Origin of the sequence: Providencia sp. PROV076 (genome assembly GCF_028483405.1) — a bacterium.
Taxonomy (GTDB): Bacteria; Pseudomonadota; Gammaproteobacteria; order Enterobacterales; family Enterobacteriaceae; genus Providencia; species Providencia huaxiensis.
Genome location: NZ_JAMPRR010000027.1, coordinates 83,829 through 103,176 on the forward strand (window position 1 = coordinate 83,829; position 19,348 = coordinate 103,176).

15 protein-coding genes, 1 tRNA gene and 1 pseudogene are annotated in these 19,348 nt (G+C 41.0%); 15 read left to right on the top strand and 2 right to left on the bottom strand.

Going from position 1 to position 19,348, the window contains the following annotated elements:
* Positions 1-10 precede the first annotated feature (10 nt).
* From nrdF to emrB, 8 genes are all read left to right on the top strand, one after another.
* Positions 11-982 carry a class 1b ribonucleoside-diphosphate reductase subunit beta gene (gene nrdF, locus PSF67_RS16815; RefSeq protein WP_272677283.1) on the top strand — a complete coding sequence of 324 codons (972 nt, stop codon included), beginning with the start codon at positions 11-13 and terminating at the stop codon, positions 980-982.
* A gap of 741 nt (positions 983-1,723) precedes the next feature.
* A complete protein-coding gene (gene proV / locus PSF67_RS16820; RefSeq protein WP_004257111.1) occupies positions 1,724-2,923 on the top strand; it encodes a glycine betaine/L-proline ABC transporter ATP-binding protein ProV in 1,200 nt (399 codons plus the stop codon).
* Positions 2,916-4,091, top strand: coding sequence for a glycine betaine/L-proline ABC transporter permease ProW (gene proW, locus PSF67_RS16825; protein WP_195698318.1), 1,176 nt, complete (start codon positions 2,916-2,918; stop codon positions 4,089-4,091). Before proV ends, proW begins: the two co-directional genes overlap by 8 nt.
* 102 nt (positions 4,092-4,193) lie before the next feature.
* Positions 4,194-5,189, top strand: a complete 996-nt coding sequence (proX, locus tag PSF67_RS16830; protein ID WP_272677284.1) for a glycine betaine/L-proline ABC transporter substrate-binding protein ProX — start codon at positions 4,194-4,196, stop codon at positions 5,187-5,189.
* A gap of 129 nt (positions 5,190-5,318) precedes the next feature.
* On the top strand, positions 5,319-6,518 hold the full coding sequence (locus tag PSF67_RS16835; protein WP_272677286.1) for an MFS transporter: 1,200 nt from the start codon (positions 5,319-5,321) through the stop codon (positions 6,516-6,518).
* 665 nt (positions 6,519-7,183) lie between these two features.
* Positions 7,184-7,699: a transcriptional repressor MprA gene (gene mprA / locus PSF67_RS16840; protein WP_166266260.1), complete on the top strand. Its 516-nt coding sequence runs from the start codon at positions 7,184-7,186 to the stop codon at positions 7,697-7,699.
* A gap of 216 nt (positions 7,700-7,915) precedes the next feature.
* On the top strand, positions 7,916-9,097 hold the full coding sequence (gene emrA / locus PSF67_RS16845) for a multidrug efflux MFS transporter periplasmic adaptor subunit EmrA (RefSeq protein WP_102138279.1): 1,182 nt from the start codon (positions 7,916-7,918) through the stop codon (positions 9,095-9,097).
* A 14-nt stretch (positions 9,098-9,111) separates the two neighbouring features.
* On the top strand, positions 9,112-10,647 hold the full coding sequence (emrB, locus tag PSF67_RS16850; protein ID WP_272677288.1) for a multidrug efflux MFS transporter permease subunit EmrB: 1,536 nt from the start codon (positions 9,112-9,114) through the stop codon (positions 10,645-10,647).
* A 107-nt stretch (positions 10,648-10,754) separates the two neighbouring features.
* Here emrB and PSF67_RS16855 read toward each other — a convergent pair whose 3' ends face one another.
* The gene (locus tag PSF67_RS16855) at positions 10,755-11,849 is read right to left on the bottom strand and encodes a tRNA/rRNA methyltransferase (RefSeq protein ID WP_102138277.1); all 1,095 of its coding nucleotides are present in this window, start codon (positions 11,847-11,849) and stop codon (positions 10,755-10,757) included.
* A 168-nt stretch (positions 11,850-12,017) separates the two neighbouring features.
* On the opposite strand from PSF67_RS16855, the gene PSF67_RS16860 reads away from it, so the two are divergent.
* The 7 genes and pseudogenes from PSF67_RS16860 to PSF67_RS16890 all read left to right on the top strand — a co-directional run bounded on the left by PSF67_RS16860 (position 12,018) and on the right by PSF67_RS16890 (position 19,040).
* The gene (locus PSF67_RS16860; protein ID WP_272677289.1) at positions 12,018-12,719 is read left to right on the top strand and encodes a tRNA-uridine aminocarboxypropyltransferase; all 702 of its coding nucleotides are present in this window, start codon (positions 12,018-12,020) and stop codon (positions 12,717-12,719) included.
* A 228-nt stretch (positions 12,720-12,947) separates the two neighbouring features.
* On the top strand, positions 12,948-15,593 hold the full coding sequence (locus tag PSF67_RS16865; protein WP_272677291.1) for a bifunctional acetate--CoA ligase family protein/GNAT family N-acetyltransferase: 2,646 nt from the start codon (positions 12,948-12,950) through the stop codon (positions 15,591-15,593).
* A 159-nt stretch (positions 15,594-15,752) separates the two neighbouring features.
* Complete coding sequence (gene pssA / locus PSF67_RS16870; protein WP_272677293.1) at positions 15,753-17,108, top strand: CDP-diacylglycerol--serine O-phosphatidyltransferase; 1,356 nt, start codon at positions 15,753-15,755, stop codon at positions 17,106-17,108.
* Positions 17,109-17,181: 73 nt separating this feature from the next.
* Positions 17,182-17,514, top strand: coding sequence for a YfiM family lipoprotein (locus PSF67_RS16875; RefSeq protein WP_195698313.1), 333 nt, complete (start codon positions 17,182-17,184; stop codon positions 17,512-17,514).
* A 112-nt stretch (positions 17,515-17,626) separates the two neighbouring features.
* Positions 17,627-17,950 (top strand): antibiotic biosynthesis monooxygenase family protein, encoded by a 324-nt coding sequence (locus PSF67_RS16880; RefSeq protein ID WP_166266245.1) that lies wholly within the window; start codon positions 17,627-17,629, stop codon positions 17,948-17,950.
* Positions 17,943-18,332: an amino acid-binding protein gene (locus PSF67_RS16885; RefSeq protein WP_102138271.1), complete on the top strand. Its 390-nt coding sequence runs from the start codon at positions 17,943-17,945 to the stop codon at positions 18,330-18,332. Before PSF67_RS16880 ends, PSF67_RS16885 begins: the two co-directional genes overlap by 8 nt.
* A pseudogene (locus PSF67_RS16890) lies at positions 18,329-19,040 on the top strand (ArsR/SmtB family transcription factor). Before PSF67_RS16885 ends, PSF67_RS16890 begins: the two are co-directional and overlap by 4 nt.
* A 203-nt stretch (positions 19,041-19,243) precedes the next feature.
* Here the strand turns inward: PSF67_RS16890 and PSF67_RS16895 are convergent.
* Positions 19,244-19,320: transfer RNA gene (locus PSF67_RS16895), tRNA-Asp, on the bottom strand.
* Positions 19,321-19,348: the final 28 nt, after the last annotated feature.

A 19,348-nucleotide genomic window follows, 5' to 3' on the forward strand; every position in this document is an offset into this window, starting at 1 on the left:
GAAAATATTTATGACCACCAGCACATCTAACACACCAGTAAAAGCCATTAACTGGAACCGCATTCAGGATGATAAAGACTTAGAAGTATGGAACCGATTAACCAGTAACTTTTGGCTTCCAGAAAAAGTGCCATTATCTAATGATATTCAGTCTTGGAATACCCTAACTGCTGCAGAAAAACAGCTAACGATACGCGTATTTACCGGCCTCACGCTACTAGATACCATTCAAAATACGGTTGGTGCGCCTTGTTTAATGCCAGATGCTCAAACACCTCATGAAGAAGCGGTTTTATCAAATATTAGCTTTATGGAAGCCGTACATGCACGCTCTTATAGCTCAATATTTTCAACACTTTGCTCTACGACTGATGTCGATGATGCATACCGCTGGAGTGAAGAAAACATTGCATTACAAAATAAAGCGAAGATCATCCTATCTTACTATTGTGATTCACACCCTTTAAAGAAAAAGGTCGCTAGCGTCTTTTTAGAATCATTTCTATTTTATTCAGGTTTCTATTTACCAATGTATTGGTCAAGTAGAGGGAAGCTAACTAATACCGCCGATCTTATACGTTTAATTATTCGTGATGAAGCTATACATGGCTATTATATTGGTTATAAATTCCAAAAATCATTAACACAATACGATGAAAATGCTCAAAAAGAAATTAAGGATTTCACATTTTCATTATTATTCGATTTATATGAAAATGAAGTGAAATATACCCAAGAACTTTATGACACAGTTGGTTGGTCAGAAGATGTCAAAAAGTTCCTTCATTACAATGCAAATAAAGCATTAATGAACTTAGGTTATGAAGCCTTATTTCCAGATACTGTCACCGATGTGAGTGCCGCGATATTATCGGCATTATCTCCTGATGCAAATGAAAATCATGATTTCTTTTCAGGCTCAGGTTCATCTTATATTATTGGTAAAGCAGTCAGTACCGAAGATGATGACTGGGACTTTTAACTAAATCGTTAATTTAGTTTATCAATAAAAACAGCTCACAATAAAAATCATACCATGATGAATTATAACGAAATTATTTGTCATGGTATTTTTTGGCTCAATAAACGAACAATTAGGTTCGTTTTTTATATGTATATCTGTTCAATTATTCATTTTTAATGAGTTAATCTGGTCTTGTTTCTCAATTCAATCAAGTTTCACTTTATTTTAGATAAATTTAATTAATACATTTACTGTTAATTTCTTTTTTTTTACCCATCAATCCAGCATCTGTTTCACCTAAAAATAGAACAGAGCATGTAATCCCCACATTGATAAATTAAAAGTAAATTATTTTTAAATAAATTCAATCTCACCAGCGAGTTAACACTAGCATGAATATTATAGAGGTTATTAGTATATAGCTTAGATATCGATTTTATTTACACTAATAAAATCATTATTCCTCTCTAATTTTTTGATTAATTATACTTAACCTAGGGTTGTCAGCTGATTTTATTATGCTAGGGTTTATTGCTTGCAAATTTTACTAATAACTCAAACGGAGGAATTTGAATTTAATCCATAATTAACTAGCCCATTAAACTAAATATAGGAATCTCTGCCCTAATAATTTTCAAAGGATAATCATAGTTAGGAAGCATAGTTAGGAAACATAGTGTTAACTACCACTATAGAATTCATCACATTCAATATAGGTAATTTATCTTCCTTGTTGATTGAAAATTGGGTAAATAATATATGGCAATAAAATTACAAGTTAAAAATTTATATAAAATATTTGGGGATAATCCTGATCAAGCATTTAAGCTATTAGAATCAGGTATGAATAAAGATGATATCTTTGAAAAAACAGGCCTTACCGTAGGTGTTCAAGATGTTAATCTGACGATTGAAGAAGGCGAAATCTTTGTTGTCATGGGACTTTCTGGCTCAGGGAAATCGACCTTGGTGCGCCTCCTCAATCGCCTGATAGAACCAACTAGCGGGCAAGTCATGATAGACGGAGAAGATATTTCCAATATCTCTGACAAAGCACTGCGCGAAGTTAGGCGAACAAAAATTAGTATGGTGTTTCAATCCTTTGCGTTGATGCCACATATGAACGTCATCGATAACACCGCTTTTGGCATGGAACTTTCTGGTATCCCAAAAGAAGAGCGCCATAAGAAAGCCATGAATGCGCTTGAGCAAGTTAACCTTGAAAAATGGGCAAATTCATATCCAGATGAGCTATCTGGCGGGATGCGCCAACGTATCGGGTTAGCCAGAGCACTCGCCAATGACCCAGATATTCTGTTAATGGATGAAGCATTCTCAGCCCTCGACCCACTAATTCGTACAGAAATGCAAGATGAACTGCTCTCCTTGCAAGGGGACAAACAACGCACGATTGTCTTTATTTCCCATGATCTTGATGAAGCCATGAGAATTGGTGACCGCATTGCCATTATGCAAGGAGGCGTTGTCGTTCAAGTCGGCACACCTGATGAGATACTCAATAACCCTGCGAATGACTACGTTAAGACCTTTTTCCGCGGTGTGGATATCAGCCAAGTTTTCAGTGCTAAGGACATCGCACGCAGACGACCAAATGCCCTATTGCACATCGCACCGGGTTTTGGTCCTCGCTCCGCGCTAAAAGTCCTTAACGATGAAGATCGCTATCACGGTTATTTAATTTCTCGAGGACATACTTTTGCCGGTGTGGTTTCTGTTGAATCCTTAGAAAAAGCGCTTCATGAAAAAGCAGGTATTGAAGCCGCAATTTTAACTGATATCGAACCAATTCAAGGTGATACATCCTTAAATGAAGTTATTTCTACAGTAGCACAGGCCCCTTGCGCCGTTCCGGTTATTAACGAAAAAAACCGGTATTTGGGCGTGATTTCAAAAGGAATGCTGTTACAAGCGCTGGATAAGGAGACACCAAATGAGTAAGCAAAATCAAGAAACAACAACTAACCAGCAAGATCCATGGGCTGATACTGAAGTCACTGATACACCAACACAAGGTACTGAAAATACACCAGCTGATGATCCATGGGCAGCGACAAGCTCTAGCGAGACAAATACGTCTGCGGATGATCCTTGGGGCAATGCATCAGACACAACAACACCTGCTGATACCAGTTCGAGTGATTGGCTTGATGCCGCCCCAACAGATAGCATCATACCCGACCAGTTTAATATTATGGATCCCTTCCAGCACACGCTGATCCCCCTTGATTCATGGGTTGCACATGCAATTGACTGGGTTGTCCTCAACTTTCGTCCTGTATTCCAAGGAATACGTGCTCCTATTGATTTCATTTTGAGTGGGTTTGAACAATTTCTTACCTCACTCCCGTCCCCCGTTGCCATTATCATTTTCGCGTTACTCGCTTGGCAATTAGCGGGACGTGCAATGGGTGTGGCCACATTTATTTCGATGATAGCCATCGGAGCAATTGGGGCTTGGTCGGAAGCCATGGTGACACTCTCTCTGGTCCTCACGTCTTTACTATTTTGTATTGTGATAGGACTACCGCTAGGTATTTGGCTAGCGCGTAGTGATAGAGCGGCTAAAGTTATTCGCCCATTACTTGATGCGATGCAAACCACACCCGCATTCGTCTATTTAGTCCCGATTGTTATGTTATTTGGTATCGGTAATGTGCCTGGTGTCGTCGTCACCATAATATTTGCTCTACCGCCAATCATTCGTTTGACCATTTTAGGGATCAAACAAGTCCCAGCTGACTTAATTGAAGCCGCTGAATCATTCGGTGCAAGTCCCCGCCAAATGCTATTTAAAGTGCAATTGCCATTGGCGATGCCAACTATTATGGCCGGGGTAAACCAAACCTTGATGTTAGCGCTGTCGATGGTTGTTATCGCATCAATGATCGCCGTCGGGGGCTTAGGCCAAATGGTCTTACGGGGTATTGGTCGCCTTGATATGGGTCTCGCGTCTGTCGGAGGGGTCGGTATTGTTATTCTAGCTATCATTTTAGACCGTTTCACCCAATCTTTGGGGCAAGATACGCGCGGCAAAACATCATGTCGTTGGTATCAAAAAGGCCCTATTGGGTTAGTTATGCGCCCATTTTGTAAAAAAAACCATTAATCAAAATATCCTCCATTCACCTGAGTGCCATTCACGTGGCACCTAACTTGGCTCTTAACTTTAAAGCCAAGCTCGCTGCGAAAAAACAGAGGGAACAATATAATGAAACATAAAATCATTCTTGCATCTGCACTAACAGCTATATTTACCGTCCCATTAGCAAGTGCGAACGACCTTCCGGGCAAAGGGATAAAAATTAACCCTGTACAAAGTACGATCAGTGAGGAAACGTTCCAAACACTGATTGTGGCGAAAGCCCTTGAAGAGCTCGGCTATGATGTTCAGCCTATCAAAGAGGTCGACTATAACGTGGCTTACGCATCTATTGCGAACGGTGATGCGACTTACTTAGCCACCAGCTGGGTTCCTTTACATAATGCGCAATATGACGCCGCTGGCGGTGATAATGTGTTCTATCGTCAAGGCAACTATGTTGTCAATGCGGCTCAAGGCTACCTTATCGACAAAAAAACGGCTGAGAAATACAACATTACCAATGTTGAACAACTCAAAGACCCTAAAATTGCTAAACTCTTCGATTCAAATGGTAATGGTAAAGCGGATTTAACGGGATGTAACCCAGGTTGGGGCTGTGAAGCTGCTATTAATAACCATTTAAAAGCTTATGACCTAGAAAAAACCGTCGACCATAACCAAGGTAACTACGCCGCGATGATGGCGGATACCATTACCCGATATAAAGAAGGTAAGCCTATTTTATATTATACGTGGACGCCTTACTGGATAAGTGATGTCCTCAAGCCGGGTCGTGACGTGGTCTGGTTAGAAGTGCCATTCTCATCAATGCCAAATGGTGAAAAAACAGATACAGCATTACCTAACGGAAAAAACTATGGTTTCCCACCAAATACCATGCATATTGTCGCCAATAAAAAATGGGCAGCGGATAACCCTGCTGCGGCAAAATTATTTGAAGTAATGAAGCTGCCTATTGCCGATATTAATGCGCAGAATTTAAGAATGCATAACGGTGAAGCATCACAATCAGACATTCAGCGCCACACAAATGCTTGGTTCAAAGCTCACCAATCCACTTTTGACGGTTGGGTAAAGGAAGCGCAAGCAGCCGCTAAGTAAGAACAAACAACCCGATTATAACCTTAGCCACCCTAACCGGTGGCTTTTTTGCATCAATGACAAAAAGAAATAAACCAAGGTAATAAATTTTGTTTATAGTAGTCGCCTAGCTAATAATAGGTAATCCTCATGAAACAGACCCAAACCGCAGAGCTAACAACAGGCCTCACTATTTTAATGGCCATTGCCACAGGTCTCGTCGTTGCCAGTAATTACTATGCTCAACCGCTTTTAGACACCATTGCGGGGCAGTTTAATTTAACCACGAATATGGCTGGGTTTATTGTCACCGCGGCCCAACTGGGCTATGCGGCAGGTTTACTTTTTTTAGTCCCGCTGGGAGATTTGTTTGAACGCAAGCGTTTAATTTTAACCATGACCTTTCTTTCGGCATTAGGGTTATTAATTACAGCGCTTTCAAATAATATTTGGCAAATCCTTTTAGGCACTACCCTGACAGGGCTATTTTCGGTTGTTGCACAAGTCCTGATCCCACTCGCTGCGTCTATTGCTAAACCACATAAACGCGGTAAAGCGGTGGGGATGATCATGAGTGGGCTATTACTGGGAATTCTACTTGCAAGAACGGTTTCAGGCGCTGTTGCTATGGTCGGTGGCTGGCGTGCTATCTATTGGGTGGCTTTTGCATTATTAATGCTGTTAATGATTGTTCTAGCAATTAAACTCCCTCGTTACCATCAAAAAACCAACTTAAACTATTTTCAGCTTATTTGCTCTATTGGCCGACTATTTTTTGGGACCCCAGTGCTTGCGGTACGTGCTTCCCTAGGTGCATTATCATTTGCCAACTTTGGTTTATTATGGACCGCAATGGCTTTTTTGTTAGCCAGCCCGCCATTCAATTACTCCGAAGGGACTATTGGCTTATTTGGCTTAGTCGGTGCCGCAGGCGCACTGATGGCCTCCCAAGCAGGGCATCTTGTCGATAAAGGTAAAGGAAAAATCATCACAACAATCGGATTGGTTTTATTACTATTGTCCTGGATCCCCATCGGTTTAGCTAAATATTCTCTCGTCGCGTTTATCATCGGGGTTTTGGTGCTAGACCTTGCGGTGCAAGCCGTTCATGTCACGAGCCAGAGTACGTTATATCGTATATTACCTGAAGCGCGTAATCGCCTAACGGCCGGCTATATGACGAGTTATTTCATAGGTGGAGCACTCGGTTCCCTGCTTTCAGGTTATGCCTATGAACATGCAGGTTGGGAAGGCGTAGCAGTTGCAGGAGCAATTTTGACGACCCTAAGTTTAATCATTTGGGCTATTGGCATTCGTTTTGATCCCATCATCACCATAACTGATGACTAGTTATTACTCATACTGGCATCAATGCATTTTGAGAGAACTATTTTTGAGGTCTCATAAGAGGTCTCATAAATAGATAAAAAATCATAATACATTGAAGTTATGTGCCTCAATCTTATCTACCAATATGTTGAAGTAGTAGACCGTTTATCATAGAACCAATAGTTATCAACTGTAATAATAAACAAAGTAAATATTAGTGAATGACACAGTTAAACAAATACAATGACTCTTTAAGAAGGTAGTATAACTGTTAAAATCTCAAATTACTGTTACGTCAAATAATGTTTTAATTATACAAAAATAGGTAGTTATACTTATGATATAAGTGTATCTATCTAAGTTGTAATTATTGGGTAACAAAAAAAATGGTATTGAGTTAATGTCATGTGATTATATATTGTTTCATATGATTGAAATTAGCCTTTAATTAAGTGTTGAATTGGTTATTTCGCAACCAAAAGTGACACTATCAGTATAAAATAGTTAGTACGCTATACTAAAATAGGTAAATTACATTCATAAAATTTATGAATCATGTATCATTATCAAAATAAAATCGGCGATATTAATTAAGTACAATTGCTAATTCTATCTTTTAATATACCATTTAGATGGTTGATGACAGTTGTAATCTTACCAACTGAAACTAATAAGGTATCCCAATAATGGAAAGTTCATTTACACCTACTGAAGAGTTACTCAATACTCGTGTAGAACAGCAAGATTCACGTGAAAGCCCTATTCCGTATCAAGAAATTCTCCTAACACGCCTATGCATGCATGTTCATGGGAAATTACTTGAAGCGCGAAATAATATGTTAAGGTCCCAAGGTATTAATGAAACACTATTTATGGCGCTCATGATCCTTGATACAAAAGACTCCCGCAGTATTCAGCCATCTGAACTCAGTGCTGCCCTTGGTTCCTCACGAACCAATGCGACACGCATTGCAGATGAACTGGAAAAAAATGGTTGGATTGAACGCAAAGAGAGTCACAATGATAGACGTTGCCTTCATCTACACCTCACAGAAAAAGGGACTGAATTTTTAAATGGTCTATTACCACCTCAGCACAGCGCATTAATTGATATTTGGTCTGTTTTAGATATTGATGAAAAACAACAACTTAATACGCTAATGCGTAAATTACTGACAAAACTGGATACTATAAAAGATTGACCATAACTTTTGTAAGGTTAATGTATTTGAGCCATTCTTAAGCTCAACGGTGAAAAAAAACTTTTCAGCCAATAATATATCATTATCCTTTCACCCTTATGCTTTACGATATCCCATCAAACAGCAAAATCATTTGTAGTCTCAGTTTCCAGTGGTTAACACCTAACTACTGGAAACAACCGTGATCCTTATCCATAGAAATGGAGAAATACGAGTATGAGTTCCCCTGAGGAAATGCAACAAACGCAAACTCCCCAACGAAATAAAAAAAGACAACGCAAAAGTGCGCTTATCTTTTTGACACTATTATTTATTATTATAGGCGTTGGCTGGGCGGTCTACTGGTATCTCGTTCTTCGCCACTATGAGTCAACAGACAACGCTTATGTCGCAGGAAATCAAGTACAAATACAATCCCAAGTTTCCGGGAGCGTCATGACGGTCAATGTGGATAATACCGATTTTGTGACAAGTGGCACCGTTTTGGTTGAACTCGACCCACGTGATGCAGAGCTAACTCTAGATAAAGCAAAAACAGAATTAGCAAACAGCGTCCGTCAGACCCGCCAGCACATGGTTAATAGCCGCCAGCTCCAAGCCAATATTCAGGTAAAACGTTCTGAATTAAACCGCTTACAGAATGATTTAAAACGTCGAGAAGTGTTAGGCAGCAGCCATGTTATTGGTAAAGAAGAACTGCAGCACGCTAGAGAAGCCGTTGTCAGTGCTAAAGCGGCATTAGACGTGGCAATAGAACAATATAATGCGAATCAAGCCATCGTTCTAAATACCTCAATTGAAAAACAGCCAGCTGTAGAGCAAGCAGCGACCCAAGTTAGAAATGCTTGGCTGACTTTACAACGAACGAAAATTGTCAGCCCTGTTGATGGCTATGTTTCTCGTCGCAGTGTACAAGTAGGCTCACAAATCACCCCTTCAACACCGTTAATGGCTATTGTCCCTTCCGAGGGGATGTGGATTGATGCGAACTTTAAAGAAACACAACTTGCAGATATGCGTATCGGCCAGCCAGCGAAGGTCACGACTGACTTTTACGGTAAAGATATCGTATTCAGCGGCACTGTTGTGGGACTTGATATGGGAACAGGTAGCGCATTCTCTTTATTACCTGCACAAAATGCCAGTGGTAACTGGATCAAAGTAGTCCAGCGCCTTCCTGTGCGCATTTCCTTAGATAAAACTCAGCTTGAAGAGCATCCACTACGTATCGGTTTATCCACCGAAGTAACAGTTGATACGTTAGATAAAAACGGCAAAGTGCTTTCTAAAGGGATGCGTGATACACCAGCTTACCATACCGCTGCATTAGCTGTGGATATGTCTCCTGCAGACAAAATAGTTACTGAGATAATTAATAATAACCTAGGAAATCAATAGGTGGAGGTGCAATCGTGACGACAGCACCTTTAACGGGATCAAAACTCGCCTGGATGACGATTGCCCTTTCGTTGGCAACATTTATGCAAGTTCTTGATTCCACAATTGCTAACGTAGCTATTCCAACCATTGCTGGAAACTTAGGGGCATCCAACTCACAAGGGACATGGGTAATAACCTCTTTCGGTGTTGCCAATGCCATCTCCATCCCTGTCACTGGTTGGCTAGCGCGTAGGATTGGTGAAGTCAGGCTATTTTTATGGTCTACAGGCTTATTCGCTTTAACTTCATGGCTGTGCGGTATTTCTGGCAGCTTAGAAATGCTGATCTTATTCCGTGTTTTACAAGGTTTAGTTGCAGGGCCGCTCATTCCTTTGTCTCAAAGCTTGCTGCTTAATAATTATCCTCCCGCCAAACGCAACATGGCCCTCGCCCTTTGGTCAATGACTATCGTTATTGCTCCTATTTGCGGACCGATTCTTGGTGGTTATATTAGTGATAACTACCATTGGGGCTGGATATTCTTTATCAATGTGCCATTTAGTATTGCGATTATTTTTGCCATCATGCGTACCTTAAAAGGCCGTGAAACTAAAATATCCATTCAGCGTATTGATACTATTGGTTTGGTACTATTGGTTGTCGGTATTGGTGCTTTACAAATCATGCTTGACCAAGGCAAAGAGTTGGATTGGTTTAACTCGACTGAAATTATCGTCCTAACCGTTATTGCCGTTGTCGCAATTGCCTTTTTAATTGTTTGGGAGCTCACAGACGACCATCCTGTCATCGACTTGTCCCTGTTTAAAGAACGCAACTTTACGATTGGCTGTTTGTCCTTAAGTCTCGCTTACATGCTCTATTTTGGGACGATTGTACTACTGCCGCAATTGCTGCAAGAGGTTTATGGCTATACCGCGACCTGGGCTGGGCTAGCCTCTGCTCCTGTAGGGTTATTACCACTACTGATTACGCCAATTATAGGGCGCTTTGGTAACCGAATTGATATGCGTTATTTAGTTACATTCAGCTTTATTATCTATGCCGTTTGTTACTATTGGCGTGCTTATACTTTCGAACCTGGAATGAGTTTTGCCGAAGCCGCATGGCCACAATTTGTGCAGGGCTTAGCTATCGCTTGTTTCTTTATGCCTTTGACAACCATTACATTATCTGGCCTACCACCAGAAAAAATGGCCTCTGCATCTAGTTTGTCCAACTTTACCCGAACCTTAGCTGGAGCAATTGGGACATCGATTACCACAACTATGTGGACCCAAAGAGAGTCAATGCACCATGAAAACCTTGCTGAGTTTGTTAACCCATACAACCCAAATGCCCAACAGATGTACAGTGAGTTGGCGAAAATTGGTATGAATGATCAGCAAAGTGCAGCCTACCTTGCTAAAACCATTACTGACCAAGGGCTGATTATGTCAGCCAATGAGATATTTTGGCTCTCAGCTGGAATTTTTATCCTACTGATGGTGATTGTCTGGTTCGCTAAGCCACCATTTGGGGCGGGGTCAAAAGACGGTGGCGCTCATTAATGAGCCCATCCCACTAAGTCGTCTTGATGACAGATATCAAAAAGCCATACATAGCAGGAAACACATCCTTTTATGTATGGCTTTAGATATCTTATAACGAAAAAGTATTATTTAACTTGGTTTTGTTGCCACCACTGCGCCAACATAATTCCCGTTGCAACAGACACGTTCAAGCTTTCCACTTTACCTGTTCCACCGATATACAGGCTCATATCACCTTGGTCCCACGTGCTATCACTTAAACCATCACTTTCTTGGCCTAAAACTAATACCATTTTGGCAGGTAACTTCGCTTTTGCGAGATCTTGGCTGCCTTTATGGCTGGAAGTCGTCACAATGGTATAACCCGCTTTGCGGAATTTATCCAAAGTATCCGTTAACCCATCGGCATCAATCGCTTTAATGTGCTCGGCACCACCTTCTGCGGTACGAATTGCCGCACCAGACTCCAGCATGCCAGCATCCTGCAAAATCACACCTTTGATACCAAAGTGCGCACAACTACGCATAATACCGCCCAGATTATGTGGATTTCCCACATCTTCCAGAGCTAAGACGCAGTCATTACCTGTCGCTTGCTGCAAGTAAGCATCTGCACTCATACCACCGCGTTTTTTGATGATAAAACAGACGCCACCATGATGTTCAGTTCCCGATGCTTTCGATAACTCTTCGTCATCGACAACATGGTAAGCTTTGCGATTTGCAGCCATCCATTTTAGCGCATCACGAAAACGCGGCGTGACAGATTGCAAGAACCACGCGCGAACAATCGCATCAGGGCGGTTTTTAAACATGGCTTGGCATGCATTCTCACCATAGATACGGGTTTCTTCTTGGCGCTGCTTACGCAACTGTTCCGGGTCAATTTGACTCTTACCAACAATTCCGCCATGGTCATTCGCTAACTCTTCGCTATCTGGCTTAGAAACAGTGCGCCAAGGTGAACGCTCACGAGGTGCATCATTACGGTTATCGGAGCGACGACCTTCACGACCGCCTTCAGGGCGACTTGAGCGACCACCACGATCTTGGCGAGCACCATCTCGTCTATCGCCACCACGTTTGTCATTACCACGCCTATCGTCACGGCCACCGCCTCGGCGTTTATCATTACCTGTATTGTTGTCCTGCTCTTCACTGCGGACATACATCACTTTTACTTTGCCGTTTTTACCACTAAAATCATTCGAGTCGTTCATCACTATCCCCTACTAAGCTATGGCGCGAAGATTACATGATGTTGCATGGCTACGCTACCGATTCACTCTATTATCTCATCTAAAAGTTATTGAATATACTTCTATCGTATAGAAATCGTTTTGCGTACAATATGCGCCTTCATTTTAGGCCTAAAAATATAACTCAACATGACTCCGAATGCCGTTTATCACCTGCGTCAACAGCGCCTCGCATTATCGACTAAACCGTTTAAAGCGCGGGGCTGCCGAGTAAAACGTTGCCAATATTGCTTGTTACCTATTCCACAGTGCCTGTGCCAAGACACCGTATCGTCACAAGCAAAAAGCCAATTCTGCTTAATTATGTTTGATGGCGAAGTATTCAAGCCAAGTAATACAGGAAAATTGATTGCGGATGTTTTACCCGACACTTTGGCCTTTCAATGGTCAAGAACAGAGCCTAATGCGCAACTACTGGCGGCATTGCAAGACACTACAAGGCAACCTTACCTTATTTTTCCAGAAAGCTACGCTCAAAATGAACGTGTCGTGGTCAATGAACCTACTTTGTCGGATAAACCCGCTTTATTTATTTTACTCGATGGGACCTGGCCAGAAGCACGTAAAATGTTTCGTAAAAGTCCTTATCTTAATGATATTCCAATGCTTTCAATTAATACCAAAGCAAGAACGGATTATTTACTACGTACGCCATCAAGGGAAGAACAACATTGTACCGCTGAGGTAGCTGCTACCGTTTTAGAACTAGCGGGAGATTTAAACGCGTCAAAACAACTATTTAGCCATTTCAATCTTTTCCGTCAAAAATATCTTGAAGGAAAACCACATCACCCTATTGCACAGAAGCTACTTACCGAATCCCACCTCTAACTATTTATTGGTACTGTTTTCCGCTTTCTTTTCGAGCCCAGTACCATTAAATGACAACTTTTAGATCGTCGTGCTAATAAAACGTGAACGTGCTTGTATAAATTAATAAAACTCACCAGATAAACTAGCGCAATCGCAAAGATAAGGCATAGTATTCATAAGTATTACTCAGCCAATTTTTATCTATTGGACGCCTATCTCGTTCAGCAAAGCAAAGGGTTATCAACCATGGGTTTAGTCAGTCAGTTAGAATCTTTATTCCGGCCAAAGTCTATCGTTGTCATTGGAGCATCTGAAAATCCGGGCCGTGCAGGTTCGGTTATGATGAAAAACCTGCTTACCAGTGGCTTTAAAGGCCCTATTCTGCCTGTTAACCCAAACCGAGACTCTGTCCTTGGCGTGCTTGCCTATCCGTCTATAGATAAATTACCGCTCAAACCTGATCTTGCCGTTATCTGCACTCATTACTCACGTAATATCACCTGTTTACAGCAATTAGGGGAAGCAGGCTGTAAGGTGGTGATTATTTTATCGTCCCCTTCAATTCAGTTTAATGAATTAAAAAAAGTCGCACAGCAATATCAAATTCGCTTATTAGGCCCGAATAGCCTAGGTTTTTTAGCCCCTTGGCAGGGATTGAATGCGAGTTTTTCACCAATTCCAATCTTAAAAGGAAAACTCGCTTTTATCTCTCAATCTGCTGCAGTATCAAATACCGTTCTGGATTGGGCAAGGCACCGAGACATCGGTTTTTCTTATTTTATTGCCTTGGGTGATAGCATCGATATTGATATTGACGATTTACTCGATTATTTAGCGCGTGACAGCAAAACCAGTGCCATTTTGTTGTACCTCGAAAGCATTAGTGATGCACGACGCTTCTTGTCGTCATCTCGCAGCGCCTCACGCAATAAACCTATATTGGTGATAAAAAGCGGTCGAACCCGTAAAGCACAAGAGCTTCTGGGCGATAAACCGAGCCTAGATGCCGCTTATGACGCTGCTATCCAGCGTGCAGGGCTACTTCGCGTGCAGGATACTCACGAAATGTTTTCTGCGGTTGAAACATTAAGCTATATGACGCCATTACGTGGTGAGCGTCTTTCAATCATGAGCAATGGCTCTGCCCCTGCCGCGATGGCGCTAGACGAACTTCTCTTGCGTAGTGGCAAACTTGCAACGTTAAGTGTTGAAACAGAAAATGAATTAAGTTCACTGCTACCACTTGATTTATCGACGAAAAACCCGATTGACCTAGGGGATGACTCCACCGTTGAGCGCTATATCAATGTATTGAACAAAATGCTCGACAGCCACGACCATGACGCTTTATTGCTTATCCACACACCCAGTGCGATAACTGAAAGCAAAACCATGGCAGAAAAAATCATTAAAACCATAAAGCAACATCCACGCGGAAAATGGCTAACTATCTTAACCAACTGGTGTGGAGAATATTCATCTCAAGAATCTCGTCGCCTATTTAGTGAAGCGGGGATCCCAACCTACCGTACTCCAGAAGGGGCAATAACCGCTTACATGCATATGGTGGAATATCGCCGTAACCAAAAACAATTAAAAGAAACGCCAGCCCTTCCAGTAGGTATCACCGCTAATACACAACAGGCTCATGAATATATTCAGCAAGCATTGGAAAATAATAAGTTGCACCTAGATACGCATGAAGTTCAACCTATTTTAAAAGCCTACGGGTTAAATAGTTTACCCACATGGATAGCGCACTCTAGCAATGAAGCCATTGAAATTGCAGAAAAAATTGGTTACCCCGTTGCTTTAAAACTGCGTTCTCCTGATATTGTACACAAGTCAGAAGTACAAGGGGTCATGCTCTATTTGCGCAATGCTAAAGAAGTAGAAGATGCCGCCAAAGCGATTATGGAGCGTGTTTCAACAAATTTCCCTAATGCACGAATTGAAGGGCTATTAGTCCAAAGTATGGCTAATCGAGCAGGTGCCCAAGAACTCAGAATTGCTGTTGAGCTAGACCCTGTTTTTGGTCCTCTCATCATGCTAGGAGAAGGTGGTATTGAGTGGCAACAAGAGAGCCAAGCTGCCGTCGCTCTTCCACCACTGAATATGGCTTTAGCTCGCTACCTCGTTATTAATGCTATCAAAAGTTATAAAATCAAATCTCGAAGCGCTTTAGAACCCTTAAATATTATAGGGCTATCAGCTTTATTAGTGCGAGTTTCAAATTTAATTATAGATTGCCCAAATATTACAAGGTTAGACATCCACCCATTGCTCGCTTCAGGAGATGAATTTACTTTACTTGATGTCTCAATGACATTAAGCCCAACAGATGATGCGACCACATCAAGGCTAGCGATCCGCCCTTACCCTAGTGAACTAGAAGAAACAATCCATTTAAAAGAAGATCTTACGTGCTTGCTACGTCCGATCCTTCCTGAAGATGAACCATTGCTAAAATCCTTTATAGAACAAGTGACAAAAGAGGATCTTTATTATCGCTATTTTAGCGAGATCAGCGAATTCACCCACGATGACCTCGCCAATATGATACAAATTGATTATGACCGAGAAATGGCTTTCGTTGCGGTAAAAAACCCAAATACTACGCCTGAAATTATTGGCGTCACGCAAGCAATGGCTGATCCTGATAACCAAGAAGCCGAATTTGCAGTACTGGTTCGCTCCGATATGAAGGGGCAAACGCTCGGTTATCAACTCATGCAAAAGCTACTTAACTATACTCGGAGCCACGGCATTAAAAAACTAACAGCAATAACCATGCCTGAAAACCGTAATATGATAAGCCTAGCGAAAAAACTGGGCTTTGAGATTGACGTTCAATTTGAAGACGGAGTCGTTAATCTGACACTTCACTTATAGAAATATCTAAGGACACGGCTTAACTTGTATAGTAATTAAACAAGTCGTCAATTTATACTAAATGGTTTAGCTAAATATGCTATCATCCATAGATCATTCGCTTAAAAATGTGCGCAAAGCGAGTTGCTATTAGACTAATAAGAGAAAATTTACACTGTGATGTTGTCAAAATTAAAACAAGCAAAACATCAACAATATTTGTTAAGTTTACCAAAACTCTCTCAAGAAGTTGCTGATGTAAAAACGCTATATAAGACAGAAGATTTTCGTGATGAACTGCTTAAGCAAATCTCTCAAGCTCAAAATACTATCTACATAACGGCTTTGTATTTAGAGAAAGACGATGCAGGCAAAGACGTACTTCATGCTCTATATGCTGCAAAACAAGCTAATACATCATTGGATATCAAAATTCTCGTAGACTGGCACCGTGCTCAACGAGGGCGTATAGGAGTTGCTGCAAATGCAACTAATGCCGATTGGTATTATGATGTTGCTCAGCATTACCCTGATATCGAAATTCCTATCTATGGTATTCCTGTCAATACACGGGAAGCCCTTGGTGTATTACACCTCAAAGGCTTTTTATTTGATGATACCTTGCTATATAGCGGAGCGAGTATTAATGACGTGTATTTACAACGTCATGATAGATACCGTTATGACAGATACCACCTGATTAAAAATGGGCAACTCACTGCATCAATGAAAAAATTTATTGATGCATCATTATTGCCTGCCGAAGCGGTTCATTTGCTCAATACTGAAACTCGTCCTAAAACAGCAGAGTTTAAGCATTTAATCAAACAATTTCGCTTAAGCTTAAGGGGCGCTTCTTACCAATTTACAGGAAATGCATCAAATAACGCATTATCGGTTACCCCTTTTGTCGGGCTTGGTAAGAAAAATGATTTAAACCGAGTCATCACCCACTTAATGGGGTCGACCAGTAATAAATTAACTATCTGTACACCTTATTTTAATCTGCCCGCAGTTTTAGTCCGAATCATCAACAGGTTACTGCGTGATGGTAAAGAGGTCGAAATTATCATTGGTGACAAAACCGCCAATGATTTTTATATCCCCCCCGAAGAACCATTTAAAATTATAGGTGCATTGCCCTATCTTTACGAAATCAATCTGCGTCGCTTTGTCAGCCGCTTACAACGCTTTATTGACAGCCAACAATTAACAGTTAGGCTCTGGAAAGATGGCGATAATACCTATCACTTAAAAGGTATGTGGGTTGATAATCAGTGGCAGTTGATCACTGGTAATAACTTAAACCCTCGCGCATGGGGCTTAGATCTTGAAAATGCAGTATTAATTCACGATCCAAAACAACAATTGCAAGAGCAACGTAGCCACGAACTAGCGTGTATCCGAACGCATACAAAAGTTGTTAGCCATTATCGTGAACTAGACAGCATTCAAACCTATCCAGTTAAAGTGAAGAAATTAATCCGAAGACTACGTCGAATACGAGTCGACCGCTTAATTAGCCGCATTCTTTAGATTTTAAACAACAAGCGTCACACCAGTGGCGCTTTTATTTTGCTACTTTAATTTTCTAGGTATCTCAGCAAATATGTTCAAGTCACTAATCATTAGCTTATTTATGCTCGTTTTGACAGGATGTCAGGGTTTCCATTGGGCTAATGATAATTGGCAAGGCAAAGATAAAGCTCAGCATTTTGCATTTTCAGCGGCTATGGCTGCAGCTGGCAATGCTTATGCAGATAAACAAAACATACAACACCGTGATGCGGCCATATTCGGTATTCTGTTTTCAGTATCTCTTGGCGCAGCAAAAGAGCTTTATGATAGCAGGCCTGCGGGCACCGGTTGGAGTTGGCATGATTTTGTCTATGATGTAGCAGGGTCAATAGCGGGTTACAGTTTATATCAGTCCTTAAAATGACCCGCCTTCTTTTCCCTATCTTTTAAATTCCTATTTTCAATATTTCGCTCACCATCGAAGTATCTATAAATTAAATCCTTATAGTTGAGCTTTATACACTAAGGAGTATTTTATGATTGCCGTCATTTTTGAAGCCACCCCAATACCTGCGCAAAAAGACCGTTATTTCGAATTGGCAGCCAAACTTAAATCTGAACTTATGAATATTGAAGGGTTCATTGCTGTCGAGCGTTTTCAATCTGTCACAACGGAAGGAAAAATCCTCTCACTTTCATGGTGGGAAACAGAGGAAGCTATAAAAAAATGGAAAAACCATTTCATGCATATCAATGCGCAAGTTGAAGGGCAACAAGCCATTTTTTCCCATTATCGAATTCGAATTGCTCATACACTAAAGGATTACTCATTCAATAAAGAGGATAGCTCTGATGTATGACATTCATGTTATTCTTGAAAATCAAGTAGGTGCTCTAGCTCTGTTAGCAACAACATTAGGGAAACATGGTGTTGGTCTTGAAGGCGGTGGCGTTTTTTCTATCGGAGGAAAAAGCCACGCTCACTTTCTTGTTACCCAGCCAGAAAAAGCGCGTAGTGCCTTAGCAACTGTGGGTTTACAGATTGAAAGTACTATACAACCGGTTATCCGCAAATTGAAACAAGAGCGTCCAGGTGAACTCGGCGAAATTGTTTCTCAACTCGCACTTCACCAAATTAATATCTTAGTTCAATATAGCGACCATAATAATAGGCTAATATTAATAACAGACAATGATATGTTAGCCGCTGAAGTGACGAAACAATGGGAAAGCCAACCATGATACCCAGCAAAAATAGCATTCTCATTGAAGAAAAAGAACCATTAGAACAATCCATCGCAAAAGTTGCTTCTGCAATTGCTGATCCTTCAAGGGTCAGCATTTTGTGTGCATTAATGGATGGCAGAGCATGGACAGCAACAGAATTAAGCGCAGTTGCAGACATAGCGCCATCAACAACAAGTGCACATCTAGCTAAGCTTTTAAATAGCCACTTAATTAGTTGTCTATCTCAAGGAAGGCACCGCTATTATCGACTTGCAGGCTCAGACATTGCCGAATTATTAGAAACATTAATGGGGGTATCTATGAAATTGGAGTATACCCTCCCAATAACAACGCCTATACATCTACGAAAAGCACGCACCTGCTATGACCACTTGGCAGGAGAAATTGCTTGTTAAAATATATGAATTTATGGATAAAAATGGCTGGTTTATGGCTAAAGAGAATAAATTATCCATGATTGGTGCCGAGCAATTCAAAAAATTGGGGATAGATATTGTTCCTCATACAAAACGGAAAATAGCATGTGCTTGTTTAGATTGGAGTGAAAGACGTATGCACTTAGGAGGGCTCGCAGGATCATTACTGCTACAATTCTTTGAAGAAAACAAATGGATAGATAAAACAAAAGGCTATAGAGACGTTACTTTTACTTCCAATGGCAAGAAAGCCTTAAAGCGTATATTTGATATTAATATAGCTTAAATTCTCCCCCCAAATAGTGAACAGTTACTTTCTATCCTAAAACGATTTAATAATATACTTGTAGAACCAATTAAAGCAGACGTAAGACTGTGTTTTCCTCAAATAACGCTTCAAGCCACCTATTATGGCTCATTATCTATAAAACCCAATAATATTAATGATATAAAAAAGCCCCGTGATTTTCATCACGGGGCTTTGATAAGTGGCGGAACGGACGGGACTCGAACCCGCGACCCCCTGCGTGACAGGCAGGTATTCTAACCAACTGAACTACCGCTCCACTTATTCTTTTTGCCTCTCGGCTGCTT